The sequence below is a fragment of the Actinoplanes sp. L3-i22 genome, from assembly GCF_019704555.1.
In the GTDB taxonomy this organism is placed as follows: domain Bacteria; phylum Actinomycetota; class Actinomycetes; order Mycobacteriales; family Micromonosporaceae; genus Actinoplanes.
In genome coordinates this window covers 6,000,028-6,013,661 of record NZ_AP024745.1, presented here as the reverse complement: position 1 = coordinate 6,013,661, position 13,634 = coordinate 6,000,028, and the positions used below count along the sequence as shown (strand labels likewise).

Annotated in this window: 15 protein-coding genes; 6 read left to right on the top strand and 9 right to left on the bottom strand. The window is 71.1% G+C overall.

What is annotated here, in order from left to right:
* Window positions 1-14: 14 nt before the first annotated feature.
* Together L3i22_RS26920 and L3i22_RS26915 are read right to left on the bottom strand one after the other, a co-directional pair.
* Window positions 15-809 (bottom strand): thioesterase family protein, encoded by a 795-nt coding sequence (locus tag L3i22_RS26920; RefSeq protein ID WP_221320316.1) that lies wholly within the window; start codon window positions 807-809, stop codon window positions 15-17.
* Between the two features lie 17 nt (window positions 810-826).
* Window positions 827-1,996, bottom strand: a complete 1,170-nt coding sequence (locus L3i22_RS26915; protein WP_221320315.1) for an acetyl-CoA C-acyltransferase — start codon at window positions 1,994-1,996, stop codon at window positions 827-829.
* 96 nt (window positions 1,997-2,092) lie between these two features.
* Here L3i22_RS26915 and L3i22_RS26910 point away from each other — a divergent pair, with 96 nt between their 5' ends.
* Together L3i22_RS26910 and L3i22_RS26905 are read left to right on the top strand one after the other, a co-directional pair.
* Window positions 2,093-2,653: a TetR/AcrR family transcriptional regulator gene (locus L3i22_RS26910; protein ID WP_221320314.1), complete on the top strand. Its 561-nt coding sequence runs from the start codon at window positions 2,093-2,095 to the stop codon at window positions 2,651-2,653.
* Between the two features lie 127 nt (window positions 2,654-2,780).
* Entirely contained in the window at window positions 2,781-3,776 is a 996-nt protein-coding gene (locus tag L3i22_RS26905; RefSeq protein WP_221320313.1) for a TerC family protein, read from the top strand.
* Here the strand turns inward: L3i22_RS26905 and L3i22_RS26900 are convergent.
* The 4 genes from L3i22_RS26900 to L3i22_RS26885 all read right to left on the bottom strand — a co-directional run bounded on the left by L3i22_RS26900 (window position 3,730) and on the right by L3i22_RS26885 (window position 7,093).
* A complete protein-coding gene (locus L3i22_RS26900) occupies window positions 3,730-4,092 on the bottom strand; it encodes a hypothetical protein (protein WP_221320312.1) in 363 nt (120 codons plus the stop codon). The genes L3i22_RS26905 and L3i22_RS26900 overlap by 47 nt on opposite strands.
* A 214-nt stretch (window positions 4,093-4,306) precedes the next feature.
* Window positions 4,307-6,016, bottom strand: a complete 1,710-nt coding sequence (locus L3i22_RS26895) for a hypothetical protein (protein ID WP_221320311.1) — start codon at window positions 6,014-6,016, stop codon at window positions 4,307-4,309.
* A 121-nt stretch (window positions 6,017-6,137) separates the two neighbouring features.
* Window positions 6,138-6,566, bottom strand: a complete 429-nt coding sequence (locus tag L3i22_RS26890; RefSeq protein WP_221329712.1) for a GNAT family N-acetyltransferase — start codon at window positions 6,564-6,566, stop codon at window positions 6,138-6,140.
* On the bottom strand, window positions 6,563-7,093 hold the full coding sequence (locus L3i22_RS26885) for a TetR/AcrR family transcriptional regulator (RefSeq protein WP_221329711.1): 531 nt from the start codon (window positions 7,091-7,093) through the stop codon (window positions 6,563-6,565). Before L3i22_RS26885 ends, L3i22_RS26890 begins: the two co-directional genes overlap by 4 nt.
* A gap of 133 nt (window positions 7,094-7,226) precedes the next feature.
* On the opposite strand from L3i22_RS26885, the gene L3i22_RS26880 reads away from it, so the two are divergent.
* Entirely contained in the window at window positions 7,227-8,240 is a 1,014-nt protein-coding gene (locus L3i22_RS26880) for an aldo/keto reductase (RefSeq protein WP_221329710.1), read from the top strand.
* Window positions 8,241-8,295: 55 nt separating this feature from the next.
* Here L3i22_RS26880 and L3i22_RS26875 read toward each other — a convergent pair whose 3' ends face one another.
* A complete protein-coding gene (locus tag L3i22_RS26875; protein WP_221329709.1) occupies window positions 8,296-8,685 on the bottom strand; it encodes an endonuclease VII domain-containing protein in 390 nt (129 codons plus the stop codon).
* A gap of 303 nt (window positions 8,686-8,988) precedes the next feature.
* Between L3i22_RS26875 and L3i22_RS26870 the strand changes: the two genes are divergently transcribed.
* Window positions 8,989-10,143 carry a tyrosine-type recombinase/integrase gene (locus L3i22_RS26870; RefSeq protein WP_255658629.1) on the top strand — a complete coding sequence of 385 codons (1,155 nt, stop codon included), beginning with the start codon at window positions 8,989-8,991 and terminating at the stop codon, window positions 10,141-10,143.
* A gap of 186 nt (window positions 10,144-10,329) precedes the next feature.
* On the opposite strand, the gene L3i22_RS26865 is transcribed toward L3i22_RS26870, so the two are convergent.
* Together L3i22_RS26865 and L3i22_RS26860 are read right to left on the bottom strand one after the other, a co-directional pair.
* Window positions 10,330-11,322, bottom strand: a complete 993-nt coding sequence (locus tag L3i22_RS26865) for a HEAT repeat domain-containing protein (protein ID WP_221329708.1) — start codon at window positions 11,320-11,322, stop codon at window positions 10,330-10,332.
* A 71-nt stretch (window positions 11,323-11,393) separates the two neighbouring features.
* Window positions 11,394-11,936: a GNAT family N-acetyltransferase gene (locus L3i22_RS26860; protein WP_221329707.1), complete on the bottom strand. Its 543-nt coding sequence runs from the start codon at window positions 11,934-11,936 to the stop codon at window positions 11,394-11,396.
* A 143-nt stretch (window positions 11,937-12,079) separates the two neighbouring features.
* Between L3i22_RS26860 and L3i22_RS26855 the strand changes: the two genes are divergently transcribed.
* Together L3i22_RS26855 and L3i22_RS26850 are read left to right on the top strand one after the other, a co-directional pair.
* Window positions 12,080-12,811 carry a maleylpyruvate isomerase family mycothiol-dependent enzyme gene (locus L3i22_RS26855; RefSeq protein ID WP_221329706.1) on the top strand — a complete coding sequence of 244 codons (732 nt, stop codon included), beginning with the start codon at window positions 12,080-12,082 and terminating at the stop codon, window positions 12,809-12,811.
* Between the two features lie 119 nt (window positions 12,812-12,930).
* Window positions 12,931-13,608 carry a dienelactone hydrolase family protein gene (locus L3i22_RS26850; protein WP_255658628.1) on the top strand — a complete coding sequence of 226 codons (678 nt, stop codon included), beginning with the start codon at window positions 12,931-12,933 and terminating at the stop codon, window positions 13,606-13,608.
* Window positions 13,609-13,634 lie beyond the last annotated feature (26 nt).

Here is a 13,634-nt window from a genome sequence, read left to right as displayed (position 1 = left end):
CGCGAAATTGGTTGTCAAAAGCGGACGGCGGCGAGCTGGGTGGCCTGGGCGACCAGCGCGCCCGCGGCGTCCCACAGCTGCGCCGTCTCGTCCATCCGCCCGCTGGTCACCTCGGCCGACTGCATCGTCATCCGCAGCGGCCCCGCCGCCGGCAGCCGGCGCAGGTACGCGGTCAGCGTGATCGTCGGCGCCCACCCCTGGATCCCCAGCGTCAGCGAGATCGGCGGGGTCGGGTCGAGCGCCACGAGCAGGCTCAGCGGATCCCAGTCGGTGCCGTCGGCCAGGCGCAGGTACCCGCTGATCTGGCCGGTCGTCGACGGATGTCCCATCGCGAAGGTCAGGCAGGTCGGGTCGAGGCGGTGTTCGACCACGTCGAGCAGGTGCACCGGGAACGCGGCGCCCGGCGGCAGCGACGGCAGCAGGTAGCACTCTTCCTCGGCGGGCAGCGCCGGCGTCGGCAGGCCGGACCACCACGGCGCCGCCTCGTCGAGCACGCCCTGGGTGACCAGGGATTCCGCGCAGGCCGCGCCGTCCTGGCTGAGCCGGGCGCGGAACTGCGCCGAGCCGCGCCCGGCGCGCAGCAGTTCGACGGCGACCTGCGCCCCACCCGGCCGCGGCGGCCGCAGGAACGTGGTGGTCATCGCGATCGGGTGCGGGAACCCCGAGGCGGTGGCCGTGACCGCGCGGGCGATCACGGCCATCAGGTAGCCGCCGTGGAGTTTGTCGCCCACGCCCCACTGCGGGTCGAGGTCGGCGCGGAAGCCGCCGTCGACGGGGTGGACGGCGGTGGCCTCCGAGAAGGTCTGCATCCGATCACCCTAGGGCGTCACAGCCGTTCGATGATCGTGGCGTTGGCGGTGCCGCCGGCCTCGCACATGGTCTGCAGCCCGTAGCGGCCGCCGGTGCGCTCCAGCGTGCTGAGCAGGGTGGTGGTCAGCCGGGCGCCGCTCGCGCCGAGCGGGTGTCCGATCGCGATCGCCCCGCCGTCGATGTTGACCTTCGCCGGGTCGGCGCCGGTCTCGGCCTGCCAGGCCAGCACGACCGAGGAGAACGCCTCGTTGACCTCGAACGCGTCGATGTCGGACAGCGACAGCCCGGACCGCTGCAGGACCTTGGCGGTGGCCGGGATGACGCCGGTCAGCATGTAGATCGGGTCGTCGCCGACGGCGACCGCGGTGTGGATCCGGGCGCGCGGGCGCCAGCCGTGCCGGGCCGCGTGCTCGCTGGTGGTGACGAGCAGGGCGGCGGCGCCGTCGTTGACCGGGCTGGAGTTGCCGGCGGTCACCTTCCAGTCGATCGTGCCGAAGCGCTGCTCCCAGCGCGGGTCGGCGAACGCCGGGCGCAGGGCGGCCATCGCGTCGAGGCTCGCCTGGGCCCGTACCGTCTCGTCGGTTTGCAGGGTGTTGAGGGCGGCGACCTGGGCCGCGAATCGGCCCTCGGCCCACGCCTTGCTCGCGTTCTGGTGGCTGAGCAGGGCGAACTCGTCGAGTTGCAGGCGCGACAGGCCCCACTTGCGGGCGATCAGCTCGGCGGCGACGCCCTGCGGGATCAGGCCGCCGGGGTAGCGGTCGCCGATCAGCGGGCCGCCGACGTCCAGGCCGAGCGTCTGGCTGCCGATCGGGATCCGCGACATGGATTCGACGCCGGACGCGACGACCACGTCGTAGGCTCCGGAGATCACGCCCTGGGCGGCGAAGCTGAGCGCCTGCTGGCTGCTGCCGCACTGGCGGTCGACGGTGACGCCGGGCACCGAGTCGGGGAAGCCGGCGGCGAGCGCGGCGAGCCGGGTGGTGTTGCCGGACTGCTCCCCCACCTGGCCGACGACGCCGCCGATGATGTCGTCGATCTCGGCCGGGTCGAGGCCGGGGACCCGGCTGACCAGGGCGCGCAGCACGTGGGCGTGCAGGTCGACCGGGTGCACGCCGGCGTAGGCGCCGGACGGCTTGCCCTTGGCCACCGGGGTGCGCACCGCGTCGACGATGACTGCGTCTCGCATGGAAACCTCCGCGGAACGGATAGCGGAACGGGTAACGGACCGATCGGTCTAACATTAACTCGCAAGCAGACCGAACGGTCCGTTAAGCTGGTCACCATGGCCCGCACCCCGATCCCCGGCACCCGGGACAACATCCTCAGCGCCGCGAGCGACCTGTTCTACCGCAACGGCGTCCGCGCCGTCGGGATGGCGCAGGTGATCGAGGCCGCCGGCTGCGGCAAGGGCCTGCTCTACCGGCACTTCCCCAGCAAGGCCGACCTGGCCGCGGCCTACCTGCGCCTGGTCCGCGCCCGTCGCGACGCGTCCATCGCCGCCGCCCTGACCACCGCCACCGACCCCGCCGGCCAGCTGATCGCCCTGGTCACCGAGGTCGCCGACCTGGTTCAGAGCCCCGACTACCGCGGCTGCGCGTTCCGCAACCATCTGATCGAGTTCCCCGGCGAGGACGACGCGCCGGCCCGGGTCGCCAAGGCCTATCTGCGCGACACCCGCGCCCAGGTCGACACCCTGGTCGAGCGGCTGGGCCAGCCGGCCAAGGCCGCCGACCGGATCTGGCTGCTGATCGGCGGCCTGCACGGCGGCGATCCCGCCCAGGCCGGCACCGCCGTGGAATGGGTCACCGAACTGGTCACCGACAGTCGGAAATCCGACCACTGACAGTGATCGGGCCGTTGCCGGGTACATCCCTGTCGATGTGTCCAACGGCCCTTTCGTCACCCCGGCGACTCTGGGACGCTGCACATGGCTCCCCGTCGATGTGGCACTGCTTGGGAGGTTTTCGCCCGTGGAGGTAACCGGCTGGTTGTGGACGGTCACCCTCGTCGGACTCGGCGCTCTCGTGCTGTTCGACCTGTTCCTGGTCAGCCGCCGGCCACACGAGCCGTCCCTGCGGGAGTGTGCGCTCTGGGTCACCGGCTACGTCGCGCTCGCGCTGCTGTTCGCGGTCTTCCTGTGGGCGCACTTCGACGGTGACGCGGCCGGCCAGTACGTGGCCGGCTGGCTCACCGAGTACAGCCTGTCGGTCGACAACCTGTTCGTCTTCGTGATCATCATGGCGCGGTTCCGGATCGAGCGCCGCTACCAGCAGAAGGTGCTGCTCGTCGGGATCATCCTGTCGCTGCTGCTGCGCGGGGTGTTCATCGCCCTGGGCGCGGCCGCGATCAGCCGGTTCACCTGGGTGTTCTACATCTTCGGCGGGTTCCTGATCTACACCGCGGTCAAGGTCTTCGGCTACGACAGCGACGAGCCGGAGTACTCGGAGAACCTGCTGGTCCGCTGGGCCCGCCGGGTCCTGCCGATGACCGGCCACTTCGACGCCGGCCGGCTGTTCACCCGCGACCACCACGGCCGGCGCCGCTTCACCCCGCTGATCGTGGTCTTCGTCGCGATCGGCACCACCGACGTGATCTTCGCGCTCGACTCGTTGCCGGCGATCTTCGGGCTGACCGACCAGCCATATTTGATCTTCACCGCCACGGTCTTCGCCATGATGGGCCTGCGCCAGCTGTACTTCCTGCTCGGCGGCCTGCTCGACCGCCTGGTCTACCTGTCGATCGGGCTCGGCGTGGTGCTCGGCTTCATCGGCGTCAAACTGGTCCTGCAGGCCCTCGCCGAGAACAACCTGCCGTTCCTCAACGGCGGCGAGCCGATCGGCTGGGCGCCGCACATCGGCATCGGCGTGTCCCTGACCGTGATCGCCGGCGCGCTCGCCCTGACCGCGATCGCCTCCCTGATCAAGGTCCGCCTCGACGAGCGATCCAGGGTAAGCCCGGGTCGGTGACCCCCTGCCGCTCCCGGCCGGTGTCGAAGAACGTGTTCAGGTACTTCTCGGCCGGCAGCGCACTGTCACGCATCAGCGAGAACACCTCGGCACCGTGCCCGGGCTCCTCCGGCAACTCGTAGGCCTGCATCAGCCCGCTGAACACACAGCCGTCCAGGCAGCGCGCGTAATCCACCGCGTCCCCCTCGGCCAGCGCCATCGCCGCATCCAGATCCGCGGCCTGCCACAGGGTCAGCCGCTCCTCATAGGTCGCGGCCCGCTGGTCGCCGAGGCCGTCCTCGAACACGAAAACCGCCCGCACGCAGAACCAGCTCATCGACAACAGTTACCACCACCCCCGCCACACAGCAAGATCGTCGCCGCGGGCCCCGAAACCCGGAAGATCAAATTCATCATTGCCTATGCTGCGGCCGATAACTGATCGTCGCTCCCGCGGGGACCCTTCCGGGCCTCGCAAGGGCGCGGGGCGCCCAGAACGCGAGACCCTCCAGGGCGACGTCCGCGGGTGGTTGCGGTCAACCCAAACCCGACTACCAGCGGCTCGGCGCGCGGTAGACCAGCCCGAGCTCCCCGGCCGCATCCCTGCTCCCGCCGACCATCTCGGCGAGAGACTTCGGATCGGTGTCCCGCATCGACTCCACGAACTCGGCCGCCACGACTTCCGGGTCCCGGCCGTTCACCTCGATCACCTGGCCGAACTGGATACTCGGGTCCCGGAGCGTCCGGGCGCCGGCCGGGTAGCCGAACGTGAAACGGACCACGTCGAAGTCCTTCAGCCAGGCATGGCACCAGCCCGGCGAACAGTCCCACCGGCCCAGAACCGTCGGATCAGCGGTCAGCCGCTCGACGATCCGCCGCGCCGCCGTGCGGGCCGGCCACTCCCAGCCGTGGTCCTGCTCGGCTCGGGCCAGCTCCCGGTCGTACCGGGCCGCGTCGAACCGCACGTCCGGCGGCGGGTCGCCCGGCATCGACGAGCGCCAGTCCTTCCAGAGCACGCCGGACCCGTCCCGCACGATCGTCACGTACAACCCGCCGCAGCACCCCTCGGTGCAGTACGCCTCGGCAAGCCGCACCTCCCGGGGTTCCACCGTGGCCCGCAGCCGCCGACCGCCGAGCAGTCGCTCCGGCTGCTCGGCGGGCCCCTTGTCGAACGCGGCCGCGACGATCGGCCTCCCGTCGATCACGATCCGCGCCTCGACCTGCGGAAACCCGTCCGGCACCGGATCGGGGACCACGACCCGGACGGCGAACCGTTCCCCGGGTATCCCACCGCCCGCCCGGCCGAGGATCCAGGCAGCCCGCCGGGCCTCGACCGGATCAGCGCTGCTCGCGGCCCGATCCACCGCCGCGACCCACGGCGCCGAGGCCAGCACCGCGTCGATCCGCCCGATCAACCCGGCGCGAAGGTCCCCGACCACCGGCGCCGCCGGGCCGGTGCACAGATCCTCGGCGACCGAGGCCAGCAGGGCAGCCCGTTCCAGCATCGCCGGCCTGGTCCCGGCCAACTCGACCCACCGCCGATAGACGGCGACCGCCGGTCCGTACTGATGGATCTCGTACCGGTGGTTGCGGGTGCTGGTCATCGCGATCAGCAGGGTCCCGGCCTGATCCCAGGTGCGGTCGTCCACGTCGGCGCGGCCCAGCGCCTCGGCCAGCGAGTACTGCTCGGCGATGCGCCGGGCGAGCGCACTGGAGAGCAGGTCCCGCGGCGCCGACAGTACCCACTGACGTACCACCGGGTCGGCGTTTCCGGCCAGGGTCGTGAGGGCGTAGTGCCGCGTCGAGGGGTGTGACCGTTCGGCGAGCCAGATCAGGTCCCGGGCCGCGGTGGGAATCTTCGCCAGCACCTCGGCGGCCGCCCGCCCGGCGAACGGCAGCAGCCCGATGGTCCTGATCACCGGTCCGTCGTCCGGTCCGGCATTGCCGTCGAGCAGCCCCAGCCCGAGCAGCACCGCACGCCGGTCCGTGCCGTTGGTGACCAGCCACCGGGCGGCCCGCAGCAGCCGCGCCGACGATTCCGGGACACCGTCCCGCACCGCCCGGCTGACATTCCTGGCGGAGAACCGCACCCGGGTGCACCGCTCGTGCAGGTCCCGCGGTGACAGCCCCGGATCGTCGACGAACTCCCGCAGCACGGCCCACAGCGCCCGCGCTCCGTCAGGGTTCCGGGAATCCTGGTGCACGTCGCTGTCCGGCAGCGGCTCGTGCGGCGTCCGGCGCGCATGGTCGAGCAGAGTCATCGGGTGATCGAGCGCGTTACGCTCGCCGGTCGCGCTCACCGCGCGGGGGAGAACTCGATTCGCATCGTCATGGCGGCCACCGTACCGGCCCGGCACCCTCCCCGCGACGGACTTTCCCGAGCTAGGGCTTCCACAACAGCAGCTGACGGTGCTGGCTGAAGCCGGCCCGCAGGTAGAAGTCGACGGACCGGCGGCCCGAGTGCACGGTCACGTGCAGCAGGTCACGGGCGCGGGCCTCGGCCAGGATCGCGGCGATCAGCGCGCCACCGATGCCACGCCCACGGAACTCCTCGCGCACCTCGACGGACTGGACGTCCCCGTAGCGCCGATCGAGCACGCCGTTACCGGGCACCCGCTCCGCGACATGCAGCCAGGCAGCACCGACCACGGAGCCGTCAACCTCGGCCACGAACGGCAGATGCGTCTGCGCGTGGGCGGCAACCCAATCGCCGTACGCCGCAAGGTCCTCGGTTTTGATCCCCCGCAGCCCACCAAGAGCCGCCGCGTCCGCGACGCCACCCCGGCGAACGTGGCCAGGCTGACCGGTCATCGACCCTCACCCGAAGCAGCCGCCGGCCGCAAACCGTCGAACAGGACGGCCACCGCGCGGTCGAGCACCGGCCCGGAGTACTCGCCGGTCTCCGCAGCCATGCTGGCCCCACGCAGCAGCGCGAGAATCTCGGGCAGCCCGATGTCGGGCCGGACGGCGCCTACCCGCTGGGCACCGTCCAGCAGATCCGCCAGCGCATCGCGCATCCGTGTCCGCTGGCCGGTCTGCTCCGCCTTGAGGTCCACTCCGGCACCCTGCAACGCGTCGGTCAGCGCCTTCTTCCGTGCCGCGTCCGAGACGATCTGCGTGAAGAAGGTGAAGAACGCGGTCTGCGGCTCCGCGGACGCCCGCAATCGGGCCGCCTCCTGCAGAAGCAGGTCGACACGGGTCGAGACGATCGCCGCATACAGGGCCTCCTTGGTGGCGAAGTGCCGGTACACGGTGCCGACCCCGACCCCGGCGCGCCGGGCGATCTCGTCCATGCGGGCCGCCGGCCCCTGTTCGCCGAGCACTACCTCGGCAGCCACCAGCACTTTCTCCCGATTGCGGGCCGCATCCGACCGCATCACGCCCGAACCGCCGGGGGTAGCGCCGTTGACAAGCGGAATCCAGGTTCCATATCTTCAAACGGAATCACGATTCCGATTCTATGAGGGCGGCATGGATTACACGACACTGGGCCGATCCGGCCTCCGCGTGTCCCGGGTCTGCCTGGGCACGATGAACTTCGGCAGCGACCCGCAAGCCCCCACCCCGGAACCCGAGGCCCGGCGCATCATCGACGGGTTCCTCGACGCCGGTCACAACTTCATCGACACCGCCGACACCTACCGGGGCGGCACCAGCGAAGAAGTCGTGGGCCGCGCCATCGCGCACCGCCGTGACGACGTCGTCCTGGCCACCAAAGGGGCAGCGCCGCAGGGCGACGGCCCCAACAACCGAGGACTGTCCCGCGCACACCTGACCCGCGCCCTGGAGGCGAGCCTGCGCCGGCTCGGCACCGACTACATCGACCTGTACCAGTGCCATGTCCCGGACCCGGACACCCCGATCGACGAGACCATGGCGACGCTCGACGGTTTTGTCCGCTCCGGCAAAGTCCGGTACCTGGGCTGCTCGAACTTCACCGCCGCCGGCATCGTCAGCGCCCAGTGGGCCGCGCAACGTGCCGGCGCCGTGCCCTTCGTCAGCCTGCAGGCCAACTACTCCCTGATCATGCGCGCCATCGAGGCCGAGATCGTCCCCACCTGCCGGCAACACGGGCTCGGCGTACTCGCCTACAGTCCGCTCGGCAGCGGCCTGCTCGCCGGGCGATACCAGCGCGGCGCCGCGCCCGCCGAGGGGTCGAGGCTCGCCCAGTGGGCTGCCATGCCCAGCCCGATGGCCCGCGCCTTCGTCAACGGCCTGCTCGCCGAACGCCACTTCGACATCGCCGACGAGGTAGCCACCGTCGCCGCCGAACTGAGGACGACCGCGCCGGCCATCGCACTGTCCTGGATCAACAGCCGCCCCGAGATCACCTCGCTGATCATCGGCCCACGCTCAGCCGATCAACTGACCGCAACCCTCGCCGCCCTGGCGTTCAACCTCTCCGACTCCGTGGCCGCCCGCTTGACCGCCGTCAGCCAACGCACCGTGCCCCCTCCGGTCACCGGCCAGCACCACGCCGCTTGATCCGCCAACTTCCGTTCTTGCCCTTCCTGGTCTGGCACGGCGCGTTCACCGACCGTCACCCTCGCCGGCTCGCGTAGGGGATGCACCGGACGGCGCCCTCCAGGTATGCGGCGCCGGCGCGCAGAATTGCCGGCTGGTCGCGGGACTGGCCGATCATCGCGTTGCAGTGGTTGCACAACAGGCCCCGCACCCGGCGACCCGAGTGGCAGTGGTCCACGACGAGCCGCGCCGGTTCCGCGGTCTGCTGTCCGTCGAGTCGGGGGCGGCCGCTGAGGACTGCCGTGATGTCGTCCTCATGTGTGCCGCAGATCTTGCACCGGTAGTCCTGGGCCTCGCGCAGCGCGTCGTACTGCTCCGGAGTGATCCGGTACTTCTTCCAGAGGTTCGCGGCGCGGATCTTCTCCGGACCGATGCGTGCCCGCCACTTCCGATGCTGTTCGCGCACGACGCCAAGGCATGTGCCACAGCGCGCGGTGAGCTTTCCCGACCGGCTTCGGAACTGCTCCATCGGCTTCGACCGGTCGCAGCCCGGACAGTGCTGTTCGGCGCGTTGCCCTTCAACCTCCATGGGACCGGACTTCAGTCGGGCGGTCTGACACTCCGGAGAGCCTGGATTACTGGATTGCAATTACCGGTAATCCAATAATCCAGCCAAAGGGCCACCTTGGAGCTTCGGAAGGGTCAATCCGTACTCATAGAATAGTTACTGTTATCCTATGAGTCCTTTTGCTGGAGAGATCGGACGCCGATGACCGTCGAACCCGGATTCGAGCCGACGCGAACCTGGATGCCGCCGAGTCAGGCCGGGCGGCTCCCGGTGCCCGCCGGAGGCGACGACGGTGCGCTGACCGCGCGCGTCACCCGGATCGCCGCTCTGGTCGCGCGGATGCCGGGGCTGCCCGCCGACGACGGGAACCGGTACAGTCCGCGCCGCCTCACCGTCGCCTGGCTCCTGGAGGCCGAGTCCGTGCACACCGAGACCGCGCACGGCCGCGACCTCGGCGTCTTCCTCGACTGGTGCGATCGGGAACGCCTCGACCCGCTCACCGCCCGGCCCACCGACCTGAGCCAGTTCCGGGTCTTCCGGGAGCTGGCCACCGCGGCGGGCCGGCCGGCCGCGGCCAGCACCGTCGCCCGCGCCCTCGCCTCGATCTCCAGCTGGTACACGCATCTGATCGCCAACAGCGACGACGTCGTGGCCACCAACCCGGCCGCCGCCGTCAAGCGGCCCGCGGTCAACCGGCACACCTCCACCACCGCCGGGCTCACCCTTGACGAGGTCGACCTGCTGCTCGCCGCCGCCGACGCCCAGGCTTCCGCGCGGGCCGCCGCCGCGACCCGGACCGCGACCGGCCGCGCCCATCACCTGGCGGCGCTGCGCGACCGGGCCCTGCTGCGGCTGCTGGCCGACCTCGGCCTGCGCATCAGCGAAGCCCTCGACCGCGACCTGGTCGACCTGAGCCACAACGCCGGGCACCGCACCCTGCGCTTCGTCGGCAAGGGCGGGGTGCACCGGGAACGCCCGATGCCCGCGCACACCCTGCAGGCCCTCGACGAATACCTGGCCGCCCGGGCCGCCGCGGCCGGCACGAGCGTCGAGGCGCTGTCCGGGCCGCTGTTCGCCACCACCGGCGGCCGGCTCGCCGAACCCAACATCTTCATGACGATCCGCCGGCTCGCCGCCAAGGCCGGGATCGCCTCGGCGGGCCGGTTGTCGCCGCACTCCCTGCGGCACGCGTTCGCCACCAGCGCCCGCGAGGCAGGCATCGCCCTGGAGGACGTCCAGGACGCGATGGGCCACGCCGACCCGCGCACCACCCGCCGCTACGACCGCGACCGGCACAACCTCGACCGCGACCCAGCCTTCATCCTCGGCACCCGCCGCGCCAGCCGCCGCTCCTGACCCAGCCGCCCGCCGTTGCCGGGCATCGACTGACGATCTTGTGAAACCAGCGGATCCGGAGGGCAAGGCCACCGAGGACGTGGTGCCGCGTGCGGAACTGCGGGCGGCGGTCGCGCTGATCCACGAGGTGGCACCACCGGGGTTGAATCCGGAGCGGGAGTGGCAGGAGCGCCTGCGGTTTCCGGATCATTGGCGCTCGCTCGGGCGGGACATCCATCCAGCACGGTCGAGAAGGTCCGCTGCCGCCATCCGAACGTAGGGGTTCTCGTCCTGCAGAAGTTCGCGAGCTGCCGGCCCGTGAGTGTTCTCATCGTTGCTGACCTGGAGCAGGTGGACGAGGGCTCGGCGTCGAACCCAGTGATCCGGATCCTTGAGAGCCGATGCCAGCACCGGGGCAGCCCCGCTGTCGAGTTCGGCCAGGGTCCGTGCCGCATCCATCCGTACTCCCCGATCGGGGTCGTCTGCCAGGGCGCGGGCCAACGCGTCCCGAGCACGATCGGTGAGGGGCTGACGTCCGCCCAGGGTGTAGGCGGCGGCCTGGCGTTCGCCAGGGGAGGCGGAGGTGGTCAGGACATCGGCGAGATCCTCGGAGCTGCCGCGTCTCTGGTGGCGAAAGTCGGGGACGAGTTCACCCTCCGGCAGTGTGTCGAGCCAATGCTCGTACCAGGTCAGGAAGTTTGGTTGGGGGTGGAATACCGGAGGCGCGGCAAGATCTTCGAGGTTGGCGTCGAGGAGGCGGCCTCGGGCGGGTCCTGAGATGACCAGCAGCGTCATCTCCATGCAACCGCGATGGACAACGGTGTGGGTGCCTGCATACGAGTTGCTCTGCACGGCGCGCAGCCGTGCCCAATCAGCGGCGATGGAGTCGGTTGGTTCCAGTGCGAAGGCACGCCCAAGCTGATGATTGGCGGTGGGGATGTCGTGGGCGGACCAACGCGTCAACGGGAGCAGCCCGTAGTCGGGCCCAATACCCCCGTTGCCGATTTCACGCAGGAACCTGCGATAGCCATGGGGAAGGCGGATGCCATGTCTTGCCTCGTAGGCAACCACTCGTTCTTCGCTGAGCGGAGTGCCCAAGCGTTGACCGCCGGGCGCCCGCACGAAGGTCCGCGGGCGAGGAACAGGTTCCGTGCAGGCAGCGGCCAGTTTGGATCGGATACGGGCGACGATGTCGTCCATGGATGCTTCTTCCAAAGAAGGTGGCGTCACTTTATCCGAGGCCGCGCCCGCGAACGGCCGAGCGCAGGCGGTCACCGCCAGGCGCCGGCCGCCAGACGGTAGACGACGCTGTGCCGCAACGGGCCGGGCGGCATGTCCAGGTCCTCGAAGTCCTCGGCCGGATCGTGGGTCATGCCGAGCCGGTCCATCAGGGCCCGGGAATTCTCGTTGCCGGCCACCGAGATCGCCAGGATCTCCGGCAGCCGCAGAACCTGGAACCCGTGGTCCAGCACGGCGCGGGCGGCCTCGGTGGCATACCCGTGGCCCCACGCGCTGCGGGCGAGCCGCCAGCCGGCTTCGACGCCGCTGACCGGGGCCTCGTCGTCGACCGGGTCGAGGCCGGCCATGCCGATGAACTCGCCGGTCGCGGCCACCTCGACCGCCCACCAGCCCCAGCCGCGGTCGGCCAGCTCGCCGCGGAAGTGCTCCAGGCTTGCGGCGGCCTGCTCCCGGGTGAGCAGCTCCGGCCAGAACTCGCGGACCTGCGGGTCGGCGTTCATCGCCGCCCAGGTGTCCAGATCGCCGGCGTGCCACTGCCGCAGCCGCAGCCGCTCGGTGGTCAGTTCAGGTGTCATCGTCGCCCCGTTTCGATCGCCGTGCCGAGTCAGGAAGCCGATCGATCCCTTTGGATGCAGGCGAGACCCGCCATAGCCTACGACGGGGTCGCTGCGCCCCGAACACCAGAGCTTCCGACGTACGGCATCAGAAGGTTGAGCACATGGACTGGCTGACCCCCGACCGCTACCTGGACGCCATGCCGGAGGAGACCGCACGGCTCGCCGCCGCGGTGACCGGGCGGGATCCGGACGAGAAAGTGCCGAGCTGCCCGGAGTGGACGGTGCGGGACCTGGTCACGCACGTCGGCACCGGGCACCGGCTGTCCGCCGCGGTGGTGCGGGCGCAGGCCGCCGCGCCGGCGCCGTACACGCTGATCGCCGCGCCGGACGACCCGCGGGAGTGGGCCGGCTGGCTGACCGACGGGGCGGCCGGGCTGACCACCGCGGTCCGCGAGCGCGGCTTCGACGCCCCGCTCTGGTCCTGGGTGCCGCAGCACCAGAGCGCCGGTTTCTGGGTGCGCCGGATGCTGCACGACCTGATCATCCACCGGTTCGACGTCCAGCCCGGCGGCGACCTGGACCAGGATCTGGCCGTCGACGGGGTCAGTGACATCCTGCTGTGCTTCGCCACGATCAGCGCCCGCCCGGACTCGCCGATGGCCGCGCTGCGCGGGACCGGCCAGACGCTGCGGTTCGGCGACGGCGAGCACGACTGGCACGTCACGCTCACCCCGGGTGGCGCGGTCTGGCGCGACGGCCCCGGACCGGCCGACGTCACCTACCGCGCGCCCGCCCGGGAACTGCTGCTGGTGCTGAACCGGCGGCTGCCGCCCGGCGAGTCCACCGGGGACCGGGCACTGCTGGCCCGGTGGGTGGCCAACACCCGGTTCTGATAGGTTCGGGGCCTAGCCGAGGAGGTGAGTCCGATCAACGCAGTGACAGGTCGGGACTCCCTCGCGCGCATCGCCTAGGGAGCGCCCGCACAGGCATTCTCCCGAAAGGCACTACCGCTATGCGTGAAGAACTCTTTGCCGTCGGTGACGTCCCCGTCGCGCTGTGGGCGCCGGAGACCCCCGACGAGAACCGTCCGGTGATCCTGCTCGGTCACGGCGGCGGCTTCCACAAGACCGCCCCGGAGATGGTCGCCCTGGCCACCCGGCTGGTCGCCGAGGGCGGCTTCACCGTCGTCTGCCCGGACGTGCCGGGGCACGGGGACCGCCCGGTCGACGAGGAACTGAACCGGATCGCCACCGCGAACCAGACGCGGATCGAGGCGGGCGCGGACATCGCCACGATTCTCGCGGAGTTCCATGCCCTGGTCGCGCTCACGACCGTACGGGAATGGCGGTCTGTTCTTGATTTTGTCGGCGCGCGGCGCGCCGGTTATCGGGGTGTGTCGCTGGGCTGTGGCCTGGGGGTGCCGTTCGTCGCCGCGGAGCCGCGGGTGCGGGCGGCCGTGCTCGGTCTCGGCAGCGGCCTGGCGTCGCGGGAGGCGGCCGCGGCGATCACCGCGCCGGTCGAGTTCCTGCTCCAGTGGGACGACGAGCGGGTGCCGCGCGAGCACGCGCTGGCGCTGTTCGACGCGTTCGGGTCGGCCGGGAAAACCTTGCACGCCAACCCCGGCAAGCACGGTGACCTGCCGGATCACGAGATCGACAGTACGATCCGGTTCTTCCGCCGGCACCTGTAGCCCGACCGGGGTTGCGGGGCGCGGTG

What these genes read in the sequence shown, in the direction of transcription:
- L3i22_RS26920 (WP_221320316.1), bottom strand. Translation starts at nt 809, where the DNA reads ATGCAGACCTTCTCGGAGGCCACCGCCGTCCACCCCGTCGACGGCGGC.
- L3i22_RS26915 (WP_221320315.1), bottom strand. Translation starts at nt 1,996, where the DNA reads ATGCGAGACGCAGTCATCGTCGACGCGGTGCGCACCCCGGTGGCCAAG.
- L3i22_RS26910 (WP_221320314.1), top strand. Translation starts at nt 2,093, where the DNA reads ATGGCCCGCACCCCGATCCCCGGCACCCGGGACAACATCCTCAGCGCC.
- L3i22_RS26900 (WP_221320312.1), bottom strand. Translation starts at nt 4,092, where the DNA reads ATGAGCTGGTTCTGCGTGCGGGCGGTTTTCGTGTTCGAGGACGGCCTC.
- L3i22_RS26895 (WP_221320311.1), bottom strand. Translation starts at nt 6,016, where the DNA reads ATGACTCTGCTCGACCATGCGCGCCGGACGCCGCACGAGCCGCTGCCG.
- L3i22_RS26890 (WP_221329712.1), bottom strand. Translation starts at nt 6,566, where the DNA reads ATGACCGGTCAGCCTGGCCACGTTCGCCGGGGTGGCGTCGCGGACGCG.
- L3i22_RS26880 (WP_221329710.1), top strand. Translation starts at nt 7,227, where the DNA reads ATGGATTACACGACACTGGGCCGATCCGGCCTCCGCGTGTCCCGGGTC.
- L3i22_RS26870 (WP_255658629.1), top strand. Translation starts at nt 8,989, where the DNA reads ATGACCGTCGAACCCGGATTCGAGCCGACGCGAACCTGGATGCCGCCG.
- L3i22_RS26865 (WP_221329708.1), bottom strand. Translation starts at nt 11,322, where the DNA reads ATGGACGACATCGTCGCCCGTATCCGATCCAAACTGGCCGCTGCCTGC.
- L3i22_RS26860 (WP_221329707.1), bottom strand. Translation starts at nt 11,936, where the DNA reads ATGACACCTGAACTGACCACCGAGCGGCTGCGGCTGCGGCAGTGGCAC.
- L3i22_RS26855 (WP_221329706.1), top strand. Translation starts at nt 12,080, where the DNA reads ATGGACTGGCTGACCCCCGACCGCTACCTGGACGCCATGCCGGAGGAG.
- L3i22_RS26850 (WP_255658628.1), top strand. Translation starts at nt 12,931, where the DNA reads ATGCGTGAAGAACTCTTTGCCGTCGGTGACGTCCCCGTCGCGCTGTGG.